The 18,776-nt window shown below is 61.5% G+C and carries 18 protein-coding genes; 9 read left to right on the forward strand and 9 right to left on the reverse strand.

Translation table 11 applies throughout. The features are described 5' to 3' along the window. The 5 genes from bioA to OF385_RS08405 all read right to left on the reverse strand — a co-directional run bounded on the left by bioA (position 1) and on the right by OF385_RS08405 (position 6,288). Complete coding sequence (gene bioA / locus OF385_RS08385; protein WP_264274986.1) at positions 1–1,380, reverse strand: adenosylmethionine--8-amino-7-oxononanoate transaminase; 1,380 nt, start codon at positions 1,378–1,380, stop codon at positions 1–3. Continuing rightward, positions 1,377–2,618 carry a biotin synthase BioB gene (bioB, locus tag OF385_RS08390; RefSeq protein WP_264274987.1) on the reverse strand — a complete coding sequence of 414 codons (1,242 nt, stop codon included), beginning with the start codon at positions 2,616–2,618 and terminating at the stop codon, positions 1,377–1,379. The genes bioA and bioB overlap by 4 nt, the downstream gene beginning before the upstream one ends. 319 nt (positions 2,619–2,937) lie before the next feature. Then, complete coding sequence (locus OF385_RS08395) at positions 2,938–3,492, reverse strand: HIT family protein (protein WP_060701712.1); 555 nt, start codon at positions 3,490–3,492, stop codon at positions 2,938–2,940. A 24-nt stretch (positions 3,493–3,516) separates the two neighbouring features. Continuing rightward, a complete protein-coding gene (gene thrS / locus OF385_RS08400; RefSeq protein WP_264274988.1) occupies positions 3,517–5,532 on the reverse strand; it encodes a threonine--tRNA ligase in 2,016 nt (671 codons plus the stop codon). Between the two features lie 108 nt (positions 5,533–5,640). Beyond that, positions 5,641–6,288, reverse strand: coding sequence for a helix-turn-helix domain-containing protein (locus OF385_RS08405; RefSeq protein WP_264274989.1), 648 nt, complete (start codon positions 6,286–6,288; stop codon positions 5,641–5,643). 80 nt (positions 6,289–6,368) lie between these two features. Between OF385_RS08405 and OF385_RS08410 the strand changes: the two genes are divergently transcribed. Genes OF385_RS08410 through OF385_RS08420 form a run of 3 tightly spaced genes read left to right on the forward strand, consistent with a single transcriptional unit; the run spans position 6,369 to position 8,448 of the window. Next, a complete protein-coding gene (locus tag OF385_RS08410) occupies positions 6,369–7,748 on the forward strand; it encodes an MFS transporter (RefSeq protein ID WP_264274990.1) in 1,380 nt (459 codons plus the stop codon). Between the two features lie 11 nt (positions 7,749–7,759). Then, positions 7,760–7,936 (forward strand): hypothetical protein, encoded by a 177-nt coding sequence (locus OF385_RS08415; RefSeq protein ID WP_264274991.1) that lies wholly within the window; start codon positions 7,760–7,762, stop codon positions 7,934–7,936. A 35-nt stretch (positions 7,937–7,971) separates the two neighbouring features. Continuing rightward, positions 7,972–8,448, forward strand: coding sequence for a VOC family protein (locus OF385_RS08420; protein ID WP_264274992.1), 477 nt, complete (start codon positions 7,972–7,974; stop codon positions 8,446–8,448). A gap of 6 nt (positions 8,449–8,454) precedes the next feature. On the opposite strand, the gene OF385_RS16735 is transcribed toward OF385_RS08420, so the two are convergent. The 3 genes from OF385_RS16735 to OF385_RS08435 form a co-directional block, all read right to left on the reverse strand. Continuing rightward, positions 8,455–8,973 carry a nucleotidyltransferase family protein gene (locus OF385_RS16735; RefSeq protein WP_413468149.1) on the reverse strand — a complete coding sequence of 173 codons (519 nt, stop codon included), beginning with the start codon at positions 8,971–8,973 and terminating at the stop codon, positions 8,455–8,457. A 113-nt stretch (positions 8,974–9,086) separates the two neighbouring features. Beyond that, positions 9,087–12,542: a DNA polymerase III subunit alpha gene (locus OF385_RS08430; protein ID WP_264274994.1), complete on the reverse strand. Its 3,456-nt coding sequence runs from the start codon at positions 12,540–12,542 to the stop codon at positions 9,087–9,089. A 36-nt stretch (positions 12,543–12,578) separates the two neighbouring features. Beyond that, a complete protein-coding gene (locus tag OF385_RS08435) occupies positions 12,579–12,887 on the reverse strand; it encodes a DUF6504 family protein (protein ID WP_264274995.1) in 309 nt (102 codons plus the stop codon). A 637-nt stretch (positions 12,888–13,524) separates the two neighbouring features. On the opposite strand from OF385_RS08435, the gene cmtR reads away from it, so the two are divergent. The 5 genes from cmtR (at position 13,525) to OF385_RS08460 (ending at position 17,601) form a co-directional block, all read left to right on the forward strand. Next, a complete protein-coding gene (gene cmtR, locus OF385_RS08440) occupies positions 13,525–13,884 on the forward strand; it encodes a Cd(II)/Pb(II)-sensing metalloregulatory transcriptional regulator CmtR (protein ID WP_264274996.1) in 360 nt (119 codons plus the stop codon). After that, a complete protein-coding gene (locus tag OF385_RS08445; RefSeq protein WP_264274997.1) occupies positions 13,881–14,567 on the forward strand; it encodes a cation transporter in 687 nt (228 codons plus the stop codon). The genes cmtR and OF385_RS08445 overlap by 4 nt, the downstream gene beginning before the upstream one ends. Positions 14,568–15,258: 691 nt before the next feature. Beyond that, positions 15,259–16,344: an S-(hydroxymethyl)mycothiol dehydrogenase gene (locus OF385_RS08450; RefSeq protein WP_264274998.1), complete on the forward strand. Its 1,086-nt coding sequence runs from the start codon at positions 15,259–15,261 to the stop codon at positions 16,342–16,344. Continuing rightward, on the forward strand, positions 16,344–16,973 hold the full coding sequence (locus tag OF385_RS08455) for an MBL fold metallo-hydrolase (protein WP_264274999.1): 630 nt from the start codon (positions 16,344–16,346) through the stop codon (positions 16,971–16,973). The genes OF385_RS08450 and OF385_RS08455 overlap by 1 nt, the downstream gene beginning before the upstream one ends. 115 nt (positions 16,974–17,088) lie before the next feature. Continuing rightward, positions 17,089–17,601: a hypothetical protein gene (locus OF385_RS08460; RefSeq protein WP_264275000.1), complete on the forward strand. Its 513-nt coding sequence runs from the start codon at positions 17,089–17,091 to the stop codon at positions 17,599–17,601. Here the strand turns inward: OF385_RS08460 and OF385_RS08465 are convergent. Continuing rightward, positions 17,598–18,326, reverse strand: coding sequence for an SOS response-associated peptidase (locus OF385_RS08465; protein WP_264277882.1), 729 nt, complete (start codon positions 18,324–18,326; stop codon positions 17,598–17,600). The two genes, OF385_RS08460 and OF385_RS08465, sit on opposite strands and share 4 nt — an antisense overlap. Before the next feature lie 118 nt (positions 18,327–18,444). Between OF385_RS08465 and OF385_RS08470 the strand changes: the two genes are divergently transcribed. Next, positions 18,445–18,723 carry a mycoredoxin gene (locus OF385_RS08470; RefSeq protein WP_022875249.1) on the forward strand — a complete coding sequence of 93 codons (279 nt, stop codon included), beginning with the start codon at positions 18,445–18,447 and terminating at the stop codon, positions 18,721–18,723. Positions 18,724–18,776 lie beyond the last annotated feature (53 nt).

The following is an 18,776-nucleotide window of genomic DNA, read 5'->3' on the forward strand; positions in this document are numbered from 1 at the left end:
TCAGCCTCCGTGGACCTGGTCGATGGCTCCGCACAGCGCGTCGCCCAGTTGCTGCAGCTGGCCGTCGGTGCACATGTAGGGAGGCATGACGTACGCCAGGTCCCTGAAGGGCCGGACCCAGGCGCCGCGTTCGACCGCGGCGGAGCTCAGCGCTGCGCCCTGGACGGGCTGGTGCAGCTGGATCACCCCGACCCCGCCCAGCACGCGCACCGCTTTGACCTGCGGCAGGGTGCGTGCCGGAGCCAGCGAGGCGCGCAGCCCGCGTTCCACCCGCGCCACCTGCGATTGCCAGGGTGCTGGCCGCTCTGGCGCTCCGGGACCGAATTCCGTGGCCGGGCCGGCGCCGGTAAGCAGGTCCAGCGAGGCGATGGCGATGGCGCAGGCCAGCGGGTTGCCCATAAACGTCGGGCCGTGCAGCAACGCCGACGTACCGGGCGCGGCGTCCAGCGCCTGGGCCACGCGGCCCGAGCAAAGCATGGCGGCCAGCGACAGGTAGCCGCCGGTCAGCGCCTTGCCCACGCACATGATGTCCGGCTCCACCTGGGCGTGCTGCACCGCGAACATCCTCCCGGTGCGCCCGAACCCCGTGGCGATCTCGTCGGCGATCAGCAGCAGGCCGTGTTCGTCGGCAATCTCGCGCAACAGCGCAATGGCCTGCGGAGGGTAGATGAACATGCCGCCGGCGCCCTGCAGGATCGGTTCGACAATGATGCCCGCCAGTTCATGCGCATGGGCCGCCGCGATGCGACGTGCCCCGCAGGCCCAGGCGTCGAATTCCTCGAGGTCATAGATCCAGTTGCCGTCCGCCGTGTGCTCTGCGGCAGGCGGGCGTGGCAGGAATAGCTGCTCGCTGCACAGCGGCGCGAAGGCCGAGTGCATGCCGTCGACCGGATCGCAGACGCTCATCGCGGCAAAGGTGTCCCCGTGGTAGCCTCCGCGCAGCGCCAGGAAGCGCTGGCGCCCACGGGCCCCGCAGGCCTCCTGGTACTGCAAAGCGAGCTTCAGCGCCACCTCGACGCTGATGGATCCGGAGTCGGCCAGGAACACATGGCGCAAATTCTGCGGGGTCATGGCCACGAGCCGTTCGGCCAGCTCGATCGCCGGTTCGTGGGTCAGGCCCCCGAACATGACGTGGCTGAATTTCTCGATCTGCGCGTGCGCCGCGGCGTCCAGGACCGGATTGCGGTAGCCGTGCACCATCGACCACCAGGAAGCCATGCCGTCCACGACCCGGTGCTCGGTGCCGGCGCGATCGTGCAGCAGGAGTTCTGCACCCTGCGCCCCCTTGACCGCGTAGTGCGCTCCTGCGTCCACGGGCTCATAGGGGTGCCAGAGCAGCCCCGCATCCCTGTCCAGCAGGTTTTCGGCCAGGGTTTTCACGCGTTGGGTCCTTCCATGGTGCCAGCTCCGCGGCGGCGCAGCACTGGTTCGCGCCCGGCAGCGGCCCCGCAGCCTGCCGCCCCTGATTGAGCCGGTGCGCAGCCGGTTCCGCAGCCGGCGCCGCAGCCGCCGGCGCCTTCCTCGTCGGCGGGGGCCGGAGGCGCAGCATGAGCGGCGTCCTGCAAGCGGCGGGCCACCTCGGACGGGCTGGAGGATTCTTGCCCCAGGACGACAAAGCCCGCGTCGGCAATCATCTGCAGGTCCTTGGCCGCGCCCTGGCCTTCGCTGGTGAGATAGTCGCCAAGGAAAATCGAGTTGGCGGCTTCCAATGCGGCGGACTGCAATGAGCGCAGGTGCATCTCGCGGCCCCCGGCAATGCGCAGCTCCTTGTCCGGGCAGGCCATGCGCACCAGTGCGAGGATGCGCAGGCAGGCCATCGGGGTCAGCAGCCAGGTGCCCTGCATCGGGGTGCCGTCGAAAGGCATGAGGAAGTTGACCGGGATGGATTCGGAGCCCAGATCACGCAGCGCGAAGATCGCTTCCACCAGCTGCTCGGGTGTTTCCCCCAGCCCCACGATGAGCCCGGAACAGGAGGAGAGTCCCGCAGACTGGGCCTGTTCCACCGTCTTGACCCGATCCTGGTAGCTATGCGAGGTGCAGATCTCGGGGTAGAGGGATTCGGAGGTGTTCAGGTTGTGATTGTAGGCGTCGGCCCCGGCGTCCTTGAGCCTGGCGGCCTGGCCGTCCTTGAGGATGCCCAGGCAGGCGCAGACCTCGACCTGCGGGTGCTCCTCCTTGAGCTGTTCGACCATCGTGGCCACTCGGTCCACATCGCGGTCGGTCGGCCCCTTGCCGGAAGCGACCATGCAGACCCGCGAGGCGCCGCCGGCAATGCCGAAGCCGGCCTGGGCCACCGCTTCATCGGGTTTGAGCCAGGTGTATTTGAGGATCTCGGCGGTGGATCCAAGGCGCTGCGAGCAGTAGGTGCAGTCTTCGGGGCAGAGTCCGGACTTGAGGTTGACCAGGTAGTTGACCTTGACGGTGTTCCCGAAGTGCTGGCGGCGCAGGAGTCCGGCAGCGCAGATCAATGGCATCGTGGCGGAATCCGGTGTTGCGAGAATGCCCAGGGCCTCGGATGCGGTGATGCGGTGTCCGGCGAGGATCTTTTCTGCGAGCTGTCCGGGGTCCAGTCGGCTCTCCTCCGGCGCCGGGGCAGTATTTGCGATGTTCAAGTTCATGGGGTGCCTTTCCAGCCGGTACACCGTTGGCCTGCCTGGGTCTGCAGGTTTTGCCCGGACCCAAACGGCTCTTGAACGGTGTTCAATTTCTATTGAATACACACCCTACACCCTGATCAGCATGTTCTTGAACACTGTTCAGCAATATGTCGTCGAGTCCTTGCATCGACCGGCGTTCCCAGCACCAGGGCACCACTTGCCATCCTCCTGATTCCGGGCAGCAAAAAGCGCGTTGCCGGCCAGAATGATTCTGGCCGGCAACGCGCTCAGTGATCTTTGGGTCCGCCAGATCAGGCGGCTGGATCAAGGCAGGTTCGCCTCATTGGTTCCAGGCTGCGGCAATCGCGTCGCGCACCTCGGACAGCGTTTGGGGAATGGCCTTGGTCTGCGCGATGATCGGGAAGAAATTCCCGTCCCCGCTCCACCGTGGCACCACATGCTGATGCAGATGGGCAGCGATGCCAGCTCCCCCGGCTTCTCCCTGGTTCATGCCCAGGTTGAAGCCCGAAGGATTGGACACCTTGCGCAGCACCCGCATGGAATGCTGGGCCAGGGCCGCCATTTCCGCCGTTTCCTCCACCGTGATGTCGGTGTAGTTCGGCACATGGCGGTACGGGCAGATCAGCAGGTGGCCCGGGTTGTACGGGAAGAGGTTCAGGATCACGAAGCAGGTTTCCCCGCGATGCACGATCAGCGCCTCTTCATCTGTGCGCTGCGGACCGGCGCAGAACGGGCAGCTGGCCTCGTCCTTGACCTGGTCCTGCCCGCCCTTGATGTAGGCCATGCGATAGGGAGTCCACAGCCGCTGGAACGAATCCGGCACTCCGGCGAGTTCAAAGTCGTCGGTGACGGACTGGTCTGCTTGCTCCTGCATGCTCAATGGACTCCCTATCCCCTGCTAGTTGCTGTTATCGCGGCTCTTGATGGCTTCAACAATGCGGGCCACCGCGTCATCGATCGGCACCTGGTTTTCCTGGCTGCCATCGCGGAAGCGGAAGGACACGGCATTTGCCTCTGCATCTTCGCCACCGGCGATGAGCACAAACGGAATCTTGTCCTTGGACGCGTTGCGGATCTTCTTCGGGAAGCGATCCGAGGAGTCATCCAGTTCCACGCGGACGCCCTGGGCCTTGAGCTTCGCAACTACCTCGGAAAGGTAGTCGTTGAAGGCCTCGGCCACAGGGATGGCGCGAACCTGCACTGGCGAGAGCCAGGCCGGGAAGGCACCAGCGTAGTGCTCGGTGAGCACGCCGAGGAAGCGCTCGATGGATCCGAACTTTGCAGCGTGGATCATCACCGGTTCCTGGCGGCTCCCATCAGCCGCCTGGTACTCCAGGCCGAAGCGCGCCGGCTGGTTGAAGTCGTACTGCACGGTGCCCATCTGCCAGGTGCGGCCGATGGCGTCCTTGGCCTGGACCGAGATCTTCGGGCCGTAGAAGGCGGCGCCACCCGGGTCGGCAACCAGCTCGACGCCGGTTTCGGTGGCGACGCGCTCCAGCACTGCGGTGGCTTCTTCCCACTGCTCGTCCGAGCCGATGAACTTGTCCGATTCGGGATCGCGGGTGGACAGCTCCAGGTAGAAGTCGTCCATGCCGAAGTCCTTGAGCAGGGAGAGCATGAAGTTCAGCAGGTGCTCGACTTCGCCAGGCGCCTGCTCCTTGGTGACGTAGGAGTGCGAGTCGTCCTGGGCGAAACCGCGCACGCGGGTCAGCCCGTGGACCACGCCGGACTTCTCGTAGCGGTAGACGTGGCCGAACTCGAACAAGCGCAGCGGCAGTTCACGGTAGCTGCGTCCGCGGCCGCGGAAGATCAGGTTGTGCATCGGGCAGTTCATGGCCTTCAGCCGGTATTCCTGGCCCTGCTTGGTGATGTTGCCATCTTCATCGCGCTCTTCATCGATGTGCAGCGCCGGGAACATGGTGTCCGCGTAGTACGGCAGGTGGCCCGAAGTGTGGAACAGCCCGTCCTTGGAGATGTGCGGGGTGCCCACGTACTGGAAGCCTTCTTCCACGTGGCGGTCGCGCACGTAGTCTTCCATCTCGCGCTTGATGATGCCGCCCTTGGGGTGGAACACCGGCAGGCCCGAGCCCAGTTCATCCGGGAAGGAGAAGAGGTCCAGTTCGGCGCCGAGCTTGCGGTGGTCGCGGCGTTCGGCCTCAGCCAGGCGCTCCTGGTAGGCCTTGAGGTCTTCCTTGGTTGGCCAGGCGGTGCCGTAGATGCGCTGCAGCTGCTTGTTCTTTTCGCTGCCCAGCCAGTAGGCGGCGGCCGAACGGGTCAGCGCGAATGCGTTCTTGATCAGCTTGGTGTTCGGCAGGTGCGGGCCGCGGCACAGGTCCTTCCAGACGATGTCGCCGGACTTGCGGTCCACGTTGTCGTAGATCGTGGTTTCGCCGGCGGCCACCTCAACGGTGACGCCCTCGCCCGAGGTGTCCGCGGAGTCGGCCTTGGCCAGCAGCTCGCACTTGTAGGGCTCGTTGGCCATTTCGGCCTTGGCTTCTTCCGGCGATACCTCGCGGCGCGCAAAGAGCTGGTTCTGGTTGACGATCTTGAGCATCATCTTTTCCAGCTGCTTCAGATCTTCCGGGGTGAACGGCTCGGCGACGTCGAAGTCGAAGTAGAAACCGTCGGTGATGTACGGGCCGATGCCCAGCTTGGCATCGGGGCGCAGCTGCTGCACGGCTTGGGCCATCACGTGGGCAGTCGAGTGACGCAGCACCTCCAACCCTTCTGGGTCGGTGATGGTGACACGGGTGACGGTGCTACCGGCTTCCAGTTCGCGGGCCAGGTCGCGCAATACGCCGTCGACGTGCATGACAACCACGTCTTTCTGATCGGCGTAGAACTGCAGACCGGTTGTTCCCGCGTCCACCTGTACCTGCTCGCCATCGATGGTGAGAGTCAGCTGCTCGCTCATGAGATCGGGTTCTACCTTTCAATCTGTGATGGCTTCATAGCTTGTGGCATACCTTGGCCACAGCCAGCCAGATTCCAGTTTAGTTCAAGACCTCGCCTCAGCGCGCGTTCACTTCGGGTTTTGCGATGATTGCTGGCCCGCTTGTGACTCGTTCAACAGTGATTCGGCATTGATCAAGGTCATCACATGCCAGATTTCACGGTCCCCGGCCGGCTGGGAGCTATGGACCTTGCCGTCCTGCAGGTCCTTCCGGAACGCCGGGATGACCTTTTCCAGGCGGCGGATCAGCTCTCGCATTTCATCCATGGTGAGCATCAGGTCGCTGGTCATCATGCGGGCCTTGGCCTCGCCGGTTTCTTCGCCGGAGTAGTGGCGTCCGCCGTGGACCATGGCCGCATGCAGGCGCCGCTGCTCGTCATTGATGACCTGCCCGAGATAGGCACCCATGGCCATGCCGGATGGATCGTCTTCCCGCTCCCCCACCTCGCCGGTGGTGTACGCAACGGCAGCCGACTTCCAGACGCGGTCGCGCTTGTCCCGTGCGAGCTCCGGGACCTCGACAATCATCTCGGCCTTGGCTAATTCGCGCAGGTGGAAGCTGATCTTGTTCGCCGGCATCTCCAGCACCTGTGCCATGTCCGCCGCGCGGGCCGATCCCATCGCCGATAGCGTATTGAGAATCTGCCGGCGCAGCGGGTTGGCAATCGCCTTAAGCATCGGCGTAGTGAACGTGACCAGCGACTCGTTATTGCTCATGTGCACAGCTTAGCAATCCCCCAAATAAAGTTGCGCAAATTCTATTGCGCAATTTTATTTGCGGACTTACAGTGGATTCCATGACCCCGACCCAGCCCAGCGGCCACCCAGAGACCGCGGCGATTGACCCAAACCCATTGCCCCCATTGCGTGCGCAGCAAAATTACCGCAGGTGGTTGCTGGCGGACTCCTCGGCACTGCTTTCGGGCGGCATCTATGGCTTCGTCTCCCCCTTGATCCTGCTGGCCGCCACCGGCGCGCCGGTGCTGGCCGGATCCCTGGCTGCGCTGGGGATGGCAGCCAGGGCCAGCGTCATATTGGCCGGTGGCGCCATGGCGGACCGCTCCGACAAGGCGCGGATGATCCTGATCGGGAGCTTGTGCGGCGCAGCGGTGACCGCGGCCTTGGCCCTGGGTATCGGAACTAGTTCGCTGCCGGTTCCCCTGCTATGCCTCGCGCATGTCCTGATGGAATTGCGCGGCGGATACTTTGGCTCAACAACCAATGCCGCCCTCAAGGATCTGGTGCACCCGAAACAGCTCGGCCGCGCGATGGCTGCCAACCAAGGCCGCGACTCGGTGCTGATGCTCGGCTCCGCTCCCCTTGGCGGTGTCTTGCTCGGATTCGGCGGCGCCGTTGCCCTGCTTGCCGTCGCTGTCTTGAATTTGATCGCTGCGGCCAGCGGGTTCGCGCTGCGCCGGCCTCTGCGGGCCGCGCAGCAATCCTTCCGGGAACGAGGCGAGGCCAGCGCTGTCGGCGAAGAGAAAGTTGCCCACGGAATCTTGGCCGGCATGCGCTGGTGTTTTTCCCGCCCGCAACTACGAGCGCTGCTGATGTTGATTACGGTCGTCAACATCGGCGTCAACGGGCTGATGACCACTCTGATCTATGGGCTGGAGCAGCGTTCGGAAGCTCCGTGGATCATTGGGCTGGCATCGACGTGCATGGGCGCTGGAATGCTTATCGGCTCGCTGGCGGCGACCTCGCTCATTGAAAAATTCCGCAGCGGGCTTCTGGCTTGCAATTGCCTCACTCTTCTTGGCGCCGCCATGCTCCTCATCGGGTTTAACACGAACCTGTTGTGGATGGGCTCCATGCTGCTGCTCAGTCTCCTGAGCGTCCCCGCGCTCAACGCCGCAGTCGGCGGATACTTCATGGCATGCGTCCCCCAGGACATGTCCGGGCGAGCGAATTCCTTGATTACCTTCATGGCCCTGGCCGCCTTGCCTTTGGCACCGCTGGCCACCGGGCTCGGCTTGGAGTGGGTTGGCATGGGCCCGACACTCATCTTTTTCGGAGCATTGGTTTCCTTGGCTGCCATCTTGGCCTGGCTTTCGCCACAGGTCCGAGGGATCCCTCGCCCCGAGCATTGGGTTGCTGCCGCATCTCCAGCACCGATTGAACGCGCCAGTTCCGATGGCTCCCAGAAGTCCCCCGCCCCTGCGGCACCCACCGAATAGGAGTACCCGAAGTGATTTCCGATCCCACTGCACCCGGTGAATCCCGGCTCAAGCGATCAGCCCTCAAACGCATGTTCAGCAGTGAAAAGCGTTACCGCCATGCCTCTGCGTTGGAGCGCCAGAACAGCGAGGCGGCTGCCCGAATGCGGCATCAAGCGCTGCGCAATGAGCAATGGATCTATTTATAGGGACGCAGGAAAAGTCTTGAAAGATCCTCGATTCCATGGCTTTCATTTTCAACCGCTCCTACCCTAGGAATATGAACAAGCCGGCCCCACCCGTCATCAGCGCCATTACCCTCGGCGTGCGCGATGTCGGCGCTTCCACCAAGTTCTACACCGAGGGCCTGGGGTTTGAGCTGGTGCAGCCAGCCCACCCGGAAATCGCCTTTGTCCGCGCCGGATATGGTTTGATGCTCGCTCTGTGGGACGTGAAACAGATGCCCAGCGAGTACGGCGATGTCGGGCACGGCCCGTTGGCACCGCCGATCTCGCTTGGGCATAACGTGCACTCGGATGCGGAAGTGGATCACCACTACCGGCGAGCGCTTGAGGCGGGAGCAACGTCGATCACCGTGCCCACCGTGCAGCCTTGGGGTGGCAAGAGCGCCTGCGTGGCCGATCCGGATGGCTTCCGCTGGGATTTTGTGCATAATCCGTCGTTTGTCATTGATGCCGACGGGCATGTTTCCTCGGTTTGAGAATTATCAGTCGTCAGTTATGTTCGTACTTGGTTTCCTCTCAGGCCAGGGTTCAGCGGTAAGTGACGGCCACTGTGATAACCACCGTTTGGTCTTGGCTTCATACACGTTCCGGGGCGCGAGCACTGGATTCGGAATGATCCTCCGGGCGAATAAATTTGCAAATCCATATGGCGCATAGGTGCTAATCTGCCCATTCGCATCGCTGGCGACTGGAATAGCTGGAACCCCGAAGTGCCCTTCGTACCAAATGTGGACGCGTGCTTCATTGCGGACTTCGATTTCTGCGTCGATGTCCTTGAAGAGTTCTTTTGCACGGCGAATGACTGCATCTCCCGCCTTATAGGACGTGTCTTCGTCGAAGTAGAAGAAGTCGTAGTCGCGAATCCCGTTTTGCGGGTCTTTGCCTTCCAGTACGTTCCATACCGTTTGGAATAGCTCACCTGTAGTCAGCCACCAGTCAGAGAGGCGGAGCTGCGGGCGAGCTGGAGTATTTGCCGGTTGATCGGGTTGGCTTGGACGCAGGTTAGGAAAAGTTTTTCATCTTGTGTGCTCACCGGTGGTTGCCCCAAAAATCAGGTATCTGCCTTATTGGACCAATGTAGCTGCAGGGAAAGCCCTGCCTGCGGGCTAGTTCATCAGGCTCCGCGCTGATCCAGCCCTTCAGCTTCCATGCGCTTGGCGAGTTCACCAAGGCTTTCGCTCTTGGGTGCCCCCTCGGCGAATTTTGGCCGATAGCTGGGTTGCGGCCGGCTCTGCTCTTCAAGGTATCCGGCCGCAGGCAGCGTTTCTGGCTGATGCAGGTCCCAGGCGTTCAGCGCCTGCAAGGAAATGCCGCGTGGCCCGGTACGCCGGGTGACCCCGTGGATGAGCAGCATGCGGGTGGAGAAAAGCAGCGGCCCGGTGCGTTGCTGCGTGTCATCGAAGAAAGTGGCATCGATGCAGCCGGTGCCGTCATCCACGGAAATGAAGACCACTCGCTTTCCACCTCTCATGGGAGGAGTCTGTGTGGCCACGCGTACCCCGGCGACCAGCACTTCGGTTCCGTTGCGCAAGTGCAGCAACTCGGCCGCTTGGGTCATGGGCAGATGCGCCAGGCGTTGCCGGTAGGAGGAGATCAGGTGCTCGCTGGCATCCAAGTGCATCAGGTCCAGTTCGGTACGTACTACTTCGGCAGGTTCCAGCTCAATCCCCGTGGCTTTGATGTGTTCGATTTTCCCAAGGTCGAGGGCCAGCTGTCCGGGTCCCGGACGGTATTTGGCCGGAAGGGAGCTATGCGCCATGGATTGGGTATGGGCGATGGTGTCGGCACGTGAGGTTCCTGCAAGCAGGGAATCGAAGACTCCGAGGGCTGCAAGATTCTGGTAGGTACGGCGCGAGAGTCCTGCGCGGGCTCGGACATCGGCAAGGTGCTCGTAGGGCTGGCCGGCCACGAGGCGTTGCACTTCGCGTTCGCTCATCTGGTGGATATCGCGGAAGGCCAGGCGGATTCCATAGCGTCCGGGACGCAGCGAGCTGGGTGCGCGGGGCACCACTGGGAGCTTCGAAGGAGCAGATTCGAAAACTCGTTCGACTCGATAGTGCCCCGTGGAGCGATTGATATCCAGTGGGAGGATGGGAACGCCCATGCGGCGGGCTTCGGAGACCAGCAGCCGCTTGGGATACATCCCCGGGTCGTGTTCCCAGATCCCGGCAAGGAAGGCCTCGGGGTGATGCGCCTTGAGCCAGGCCGAGTGGTAGGTGGGTACGGCAAAGGCAGCCCCGTGGGCTTTGCAGAATCCGAAGGATCCGAAACCGGCCAGCACCTTCCAGACCTTGTCGATCGTCTCCTGGCTATAACCGCGCTTAGTTGCTTCGATGCGCACATAGCGTTCCACTGCTGGTTCCTTCTCGGGATTGCCGAGCAGCCGCCGATAGACATCGGCCATCCCCAGAGTGCAGCCGGTCATCACGTGCAGGATGCGCAGGATCTGCTCGTGGAAGACGGTGACCCCGTGGGTTTCGGCGAGCGCTGGCTTCAGGTCCGGGTGCAGGAACTGCTCGGGGGCGAAGCCGTGGCGGTGTTCCAGGTAGGGCTTGACCATATTCGATTGCATGGGACCCGGGCGGAACAGGGAGATGTCAATGATCAGGTCGTTGAATTCGCGGGGCGCGAGCTTGCCGACCAGTTCGCGCTGCCCCGGGGATTCGATCTGGAAGCAGCCCAGCGTATGGGTGGAGCGGATCAATTCGAAGGTGGGTTCGTCATCCAGCGGCACCCTGGCCAGGTCGATCACTCCGGTGGCGTCGATGTAGCTGTCGTCGGCATGCCCGCCGGCGCGAGCTGCCTGCTCTTTGCTCGGGTGCAGGCGGGCGATCTCCTCGAGCGTGTAGGCGATGGCTGATTGCATGCGCACCCCGAGCACGTCGAGCTTAATCAAGCCCATCAGGTCCATGTCGTGCTTGTCGAATTGGCTCATCTGCAGCCCGATGCCCGAGGGCTGGACCGGGGTGCGGTCCAGCAGGCTCGCGTCGGAGAGGATCACCCCGCAGGGATGCATGGAAATATGCCGGGGCAGCCGGTCCAGGCGCTCGGTGGCGTCGATGAGGATATCGAGCTGCGTGTCATCGGTGATGCGCTCGGCCAGGGCGGCCAGTTCGGGTTTCTCGGTGAGCGCTTCGCGGAATGAGGAGGCGGAGAAGCGCCAGAGCTGCTTGGCGATTTCGTCTACCTGCTCTTGTTCGATGCCAAGGGCGGATCCTGCATCGCGTACTGCGCCGCGGGCCCGGTAGGCGTTCTGCATGCTCATCAGGCTGACGCGTTCTTCTCCGAAGGTGGAGAAGATCTTGTGATAGATCTCGTGGCGGCGGGCTGATTCCACGTCGATGTCGATATCAGGCAAAGTGGTTCGAGTGTCTGACAGGAAGCGTTCGAACACGAGGTCGTGAGCTAGAGGATTCACCTGGCTGATACCCAGCAGGTAGTTCACCAACGAGGAGGCACCCGAACCGCGGGCCGCGACGCGTACCCCCATCTCGGTGATGAGGTTGACGGTTTCGGCCACGGTGAGGAAGTAGCCGGCGAAGTCCAGTCGCTGGATCACGCCCAGCTCGAGGTTCAGCTGTTTTTCAATCAGGCATCGGTCGGTATCAGGCAGCAGGCGCGGGACCGCAGCGTAGACGCGTTCGGTCAGTTCCTGCATGGCTGGCCGGTAGAGTCCGATGACTTTCGCCTCAGGGATCACCGGCTTCTTCCAGCCGAGGTCTGCGACGGGGTCCATGGCTGCCCATCGGGCGAGCTGTTCGGTATCGCGCAGCATCTGATGGGCCCAATGCCGCTCGGTGGCATTGCCGATTTCGGTGGCCAACTGGTGCATCTGCTGCGGGGTTTTGAGCCAGCCCTGGCCATTGGGCTGGCAGGAGTCCAGGTTTTTCAAGCTGTGCAGGGTGCGCGCGGAGTCAAGAATATCCGCGGTGACAGCTCCGTCGGGATCTACGTAGCGCACCGCGTTGGTGAGCACGGTTTTGATCTGCCATTCGTGGGCATAGCGCAACATGCGCGCGGCCTCGCCGAGGCTATAGCGCGAACCGTGCGACGAGAGGTAGGTGGTGATCTCGACCCGCAGCATCTTCCCCACCCGCTTTTTCCAATCGGCCATGAGGGTACGCGCTTGGGTGTATTTTCCCTTGAGAATCGCTCTGGCTACGTCGGATTCGCCGCCGAGCAGGATTATCAGATTGCCGCTGCGGCCTAATTGAGCAACCTGCCGGGCGCTCAGTCCGGGGACGCCATGCGCCGTGCTGTGCGCGAGGGTAATTGCCCGGCATAAGGCAGCGTAGCCAGCTCCTGCACAGCCTCCGCGAGCCAGCAGGGTGATTCTTCCGAGGGTTTCTCCGGCAGAGTCGAGCACCGCGAGGTTGACTCCGAGGATCGGTGCCAGCCCTTCAGCCATGCAGGCCGCCACGTGCTTAACCGCGCCATACAGCCCATCCCGGTCGGTCAGCGCCAGCATCTGTGCGCCGTGCGCTTTGGCTGCTTGCGCCAGGGCGCGCGGGTGCGACACCCCATAGTGGGCGCTATAGGAAGAACTGACATTCAAATGGGTGAAGCTCATTGCGGTCCTTCGAAGATATGTTCCCCTGCCGTCAGCCTAGGCGCTGCGAGCCAGGGACTCATGCACACGCACCAGTCGCCAGCGTTCGGTTTGCGCGTCAAAACTGACGTCAACGCTGTGCACCTGCCGGGGGCCGCGCACCGCAACCAGTTGCAGCCGCCACATCTCATAGTCGGCGATTCCTGCGCCGATTCCACGCGGAATCCGCAGGTTTTCGTCCCACCATTTGCGGCGCTCGAACCAGCGTTGAGGTTCGGCAGCCAGGCGATAGTCCTGCCCTTGCCACCTCACGCGCAACGGCATTCCGTTCGCCGCACAGGCAACCTCGATTAACTCGGTGAACATCCCCACGTGTGCACTCCTTACCTAATAGAACCATTCTATTCGAACACGTATTCGAATGACAGTTACACTAGTCAAACGCACCGACAGTTTGGGTCAGCCGGGTGCATTCAAGGGCAAACCGCAGCCCCTTACCCGAAGAGCGGGACATGAGTCCTTGTTGCCCCGCTGCTTCTCGTGCGTTCCAAGGTAGCTCCTAATGGGGACTATCAAATAAAACACTCACACTTGGCTGATCTGGTCAGGAGCGAACCCCTGCGTGCGAAGGAATAGTCAAACAGCCATAAAGGGAATCTCGGCCAGTCGCGTCGCGAAGGCCATCGACCAATTTTTGCTCATGGACCGGTGAAGCAAACCCATGACGCCTTGCCATCCGGGAATGGCGCAGAAAGCAATAATCATTGACGAAGTCCTCGCCCGCAGGGATCGGCTGTGACTTTTGATTTCGTTTGGCGGTTAATTGCACCGAGAAATGGCGGATCCAGTTGCGTTTCCCGCGGAGATTAGGAGCGCAGCCCTCTGGGATCAGACCCATCGGGTTCTTCTTTTTGCCACTCAGGTGCGCCACGCGTATTCAACGTCCAAGGGCATTGCATCTAGGTGCCGGGCATATAGTCATCACCCAGTGTATAGTCATTACATGCTGACCATTTCAAATCGCGTGGACGTGATGAACCGCCTAGGGCGGGCACTGGCTGATTCCACTCGTTCCCGCATCCTCCTGTCCTTACTGGAGAAACCGGGCTATCCTGCCCAGCTAGCCCGCGATCTTGGACTGACACGCACGAATGTTTCGAATCATCTGGCGTGCCTACGCGGGTGCGGAATTGTCGTCGCTGAAGTCGAGGGACGGCAAACACGTTATGAAATTGCTGATCCTCATTTGGCTGCCGCGTTGATTGCCTTGGTTGACGTGACGCTAGCGATTGACAACAGCGCGCCGTGCATTGATGTTTCTTGCACTGTTCCAGGTTGCTGCACCCCAAAGGAAAATCCATGAACCTGGCACTTCTGACTCCAGCGCGCCGAAATGTTCTGCAACGGCGCATTCGCGTGATCGTGGCAATCACTATCACCTGGAACGTTATCGAAGCGGTGGTTGCCCTCATCGCTGGCGGCGTGGCATCATCAGCCGCGCTAGTCGGCTTTGGACTTGACTCGATTGTTGAAGTGCTCTCAGCTGCCGCCATCGCTTGGCAGTTCGCTGCACCCGATCCCGAGGGGCGAGAAAAAACAGCCCTGCGAGTTATCGCTATCTCGTTCTTCGCATTAGCTGCCTATGTTTCTGTTGACGCGGCGCTTTCCCTGACTGGCATCAGGGAACCAGAACACTCCATTGCGGGGATCATCCTGGCCGCAGTGAGTTTATCGGTCATGCCTTTTCTGAGCTTGCTTGAACGTCGAACAGGCCGTGAGCTGGGGTCGGCCTCGGCAATAGCCGATTCGAAACAAACTCTCATTTGCTCTTACCTGTCGGTGGCTCTGCTGGTCGGTTTGCTACTCAACAGCCTGTTGGGTTGGGCGTGGGCCGATTCGGTGGCCGCGCTAGCAATTGCATTTGTAGCAGTGCGCGAAGGCATCGAAGCATGGCGCGGGGATACGTGCTGCACTACCCCCGTCGCGGTATTGACGGGGGAAAATAGCCCTGACAGTTGCAAGGATCCATGTTGCGATTCCAAATAAGACAAGAGAGTTTGCGTTCATGAAGATACTGCTGACCCTCGGTTAACCAGGCGTTGAATCGGCAATGCCGTCACGATCAAATGACCTGCTGCATTAAAACCCGTGCAAGTGCTGTCACTGCTCTTCTTGGCCATCGCCGGTCAACGGCATCTGGCTGCATTGAGTGCAGGACTCGAGGGCACGACTAGGCAGTTCCGTCATTTTGCGAGGGATGACAAGACTGCCTGGGGGGGCAATGCCCGCCTCGAAACATCCCTGCATTATTCGCCTCCCGGTCGTCTTGAGGCAAGACCTATCCAGTTGCTGCTGCTTGGCAACTTGAAGGACTGCCAGCCAACTGGTTTATGCGCCTTATGGGGCACACTTGCTGTGCTCCCCACCCACCTCCAGGAACGAGCCACCCCGACATAAGTTCTGGCGGATATCGCCTTCGCTCCCCCGGAGCGCTGCATCAATGCGGCGCGTGCACCCTGGCTCGCAATCCAAGCGCCGCTTTCCGTACAAACTCGCGCACAGGATGCAGGAATCTTGCGCACCACGGCAAAAGAAGCGGATGAGGGCTGAGTAATTGCCCGTTCGCATAGGCTCTGCGCGAAACTTCCGGGTCATGATCGGCCCAATGCTCGATTCGCACCGAACGCACCGATAGCATCGAGACAGCAACCATCAAACGTTCCAGGAGTTAAATCCCATGCCTCATAAGGTCAAAGCCGTTATTTCCCGTGTCAAGGACGCACCCGTAGAGGTTGTCGACATCATCGTTCCGGACCCAGGTCCCGGAGAAGTAGTCGTCGACGTGCTCACCACCGGCGTCTGCCACACCGACCTGCACTACAAGCTCGGCGGTATCGGCGACGAGTACCCCTACCTGCTGGGCCACGAGTCCACCGCAGTGGTCAGCCAGATCGGCAAGAACGTCACCAACGTCAAGGTCGGCGACCGCGTCATCCTGAACTGGCGCGCAGTCTGCGGCCAGTGCCGCGCCTGCGCCAAAGGCCAGCCGAAGTACTGCTTCAACACCTTCAATGCCACCCAGAAGATGACCCTCGAAGATGGCACCGAGCTTTCCCCTGCTTTGGGCATTGGCTCCTTCGCCGAGAAGACCCTGGTCCATTCCGGCCAGTGCACCATCGTGGATGAGGACGCCGATCCAGCCGCCGTGGGTCTGCTCGGCTGTGGTGTCATGGCCGGCATCGGCGCTGCCATCAACACCGGCGAGGTCAGGCGCGGCGAGTCCGTCGCCGTGATCGGCTGCGGTGGCGTTGGCGCGGCTGCTGTCGCCGGCGCCCAGCTGGCCGGCGCAACCACCATCATCGCGGTGGACGTCAATGTGGACAAGCTGGAGGGCGCCAAGAAGTTCGGTGCCACCCACACCGTTGATTCTTCCAAGGTCGACGCCGTGGAAGCGATCCAGGAATTGACCGGCGGCTTCGGCGCCGACGTGGTGATCGACGCAGTAGGCCGCCCGGAAACCTACAAGCAGGCGTTCTACGCCCGCGACTTGGCTGGCCGCGTGGTGCTCGTGGGCGTGCCTACCCCGGAGATGAAGCTGGAACTGCCATTGCTCGATGTCTTTGGCCGTGGCGGCTCCCTGAAGAGCTCCTGGTACGGCGACTGCCTGCCAAGCCACGACTTCCCAATGCTGGTGGAGCAGTACAAGCTCGGCCGACTGGATCTGGATTCCTTCGTGACCGAACGCATCACCATCGACCAGATCGAGGAAGCATTCAGCAAGATGCACGAAGGAACCGTGTTGCGTTCGGTGGTGGAACTCTAATGTCCGCACGCATCGAAAACGTCATCACTTCCGGAACCTTTTCCCTGGATGGCGGCACCTGGGACGTCGACAACAATGTCTGGATCATCGGTGATGATTCAGAGGTCATGGTCATCGACCCAGCTCACGACATCAAAAAGATCCAGGAAGCCGTCGGCGAACGCGAGGTGATGGCAGTTCTGCTCACGCACGGGCATGATGACCACATCCGCGCAGCTGGCGAATTCTCGGACATTGTCGATGCACCGCTGTTCCTCAACCCGGAGGATCGCATGCTCTGGGAAGCTGTTTATCCCGAGCGCGACGTGGACGCGGAAATCAGCGATGGGGACACCTTCACCATTGCTGGCACGACGCTCACCGCGATGCACACCCCTGGGCATTCGCCTGGCTCCACCTGCTTCTACGCAGAAGACCTGGGTGTGTTGTTCAGCGGAGACACGCTGTTTAACGGTGGACCTGGTGCTACCGGCCGCAGCTACTCGAGCTTCGAAACGATTATCGAATCAATCCGAACCAAGCTACTGGGCCTGCCGGAGCAGACCGTAGTCAACACCGGTCACGGTGATGCCACCACCATCGGCGCCGAGGCACCGAACCTGGAGGAATGGATCAAGCGCGGGCACTAACCAGCATGCTGCGGGGCAGGGGCAGTCGGCCATGGCGGTCGGTTGCCCCTGTGCTTTAATTTCTTTCGCCAGAGAATCAGTACTTCAGCGGTGCTCGCGTGGCAAGATTAATCCCATGCCTGCACTTAAACGTCGCAAACCCGTGTTTCCATTGCTTATTGCCGCCGCAATGCTCTTAATTGCCGGCATCGCCGTGCTCTGGTGGGATAGCCAGCAAGAAGTCGTTCTCTACATCGGATCCTATGAACCGCTGGAAGCTGGCTCTGGGTTCTACATTGGCCCGGGCCCCGCCGAAATCATCGGCTGGGTTCTGGCATTGCTCGGCGTTGGCGCGCTAGGCGTTGCCGCCGGATCGCTGCTTAGCCAGCTCGCTCCCTTCAAAGCCTGGTTCCTGGTTGCAGGACTGCTGCTGGCGGCAGCAGGCCTGGCAGCGATGATATGGGATTACAACCAGGTCCGGACCTTTGGCTGGTTTGCCTATGCGCCGTTGAGCAAATCAGAATTCCATCCGGCCAGCGCAACCCTGATCCTGGGCAAACTGGGGATAGCCGCCGGAACTTTCCTGGCCGCCAGCTACATGGGATTGCGGCACAGTTCCGCGCTCACCGGATCAGCTGCCAGCGACTAGAACAGCGAGTTGCTGTGCTCGTCAATCAGCTGCGGCGAATTATTGCGCACGTTGCCCACAGCGGTATCAACCTCATGCATTGTCCATTCGGAGGCGACGTCAAAAGCCTGGGCACGGATCTGCTCAATCAGCCCTTCGCCATCTTCCTCGTCCGGATTCATCCAGCGGCCCATCATCTGAGAATCCAACGGAATTGGCAGGCGATCATGCAGCTCGGCTAATTCCCCCAGCACCCCGGGCTCCTCCGCCGACGGGGAATCCATGGTCATGATCGAAGTCGAAAGGATCCAGCTGCCGTCTTCGTCCTTCCACCACTCATAGAGGCCGGCGAAGAAGATGAGCTTCCCGTCTTCGCGGTGCACGTAGAAGGGCCTTTTCTTGTTTCCTTCCTTCTTCCATTCGTAGTAGCCTTCCACCGGCACCACCGCGCGGCGCTTTTTCACCGCGGCGCGGAAAGTCGGTTTGCTGCTGGCGGTTTCGCTGCGCGCGTTGAAGGCGCGCACGCCCACGGCGAGTTCCTTTGCCCACCCGGGCACCAGGCCCCAGCGGGCCACGTGGATCTGGCGGTGCAACTGGCCGTCGATGAGACGCTCGAGCACAATGGGCACGTCGGTGGTCGGGGCGACGTTCCACGACTGGCGCAGCTCCAAGTTGGCGTCTGCCTCGGCTTCAGCTTCGGCCACCAGGTCGCCGATCGCCTTGGCCATCACATACCGTCCGCACATCATCTGCTCCTTCGCACCGGAAATCTGCTCCCCAGTCTAGCTATCAACGCGCTGGAAATCAGCGAAGTTTTTCGCGTTATTCGGGAACAAAGCCAACAACGTCGCCGTTACACCTAGCATGAGCAACGAATTGAACCTTGACCAGTATGTTCCTGCCGCCGGTGGCGTCACCATGTTCACCACCAGCTGGTGCGGTTACTGCCGAAACCTCAAGCGCCTCATGGACCAGAAGGGCGTGGCCTACAACGAGGTGAATATCGAGGAAGTCGAAGGAACTGCCGAGATCGTGGAGTCCTTCAACAATGGCAACCAGACGGTTCCAACCTTGATCTTCCCAGATGGCACTGCAGCCACCAATCCCCGGATCGAAGAAGTGGTCGAGCGCGTCGGAGCCTAGCAGGCAAACTAAAAAATCGGTGCCTGAAATTTTCAGGCACCGATTTTTGCTGT

This window comes from Glutamicibacter sp. JL.03c (genome assembly GCF_025854375.1).
In the GTDB taxonomy this organism is placed as follows: domain Bacteria; phylum Actinomycetota; class Actinomycetes; order Actinomycetales; family Micrococcaceae; genus Glutamicibacter.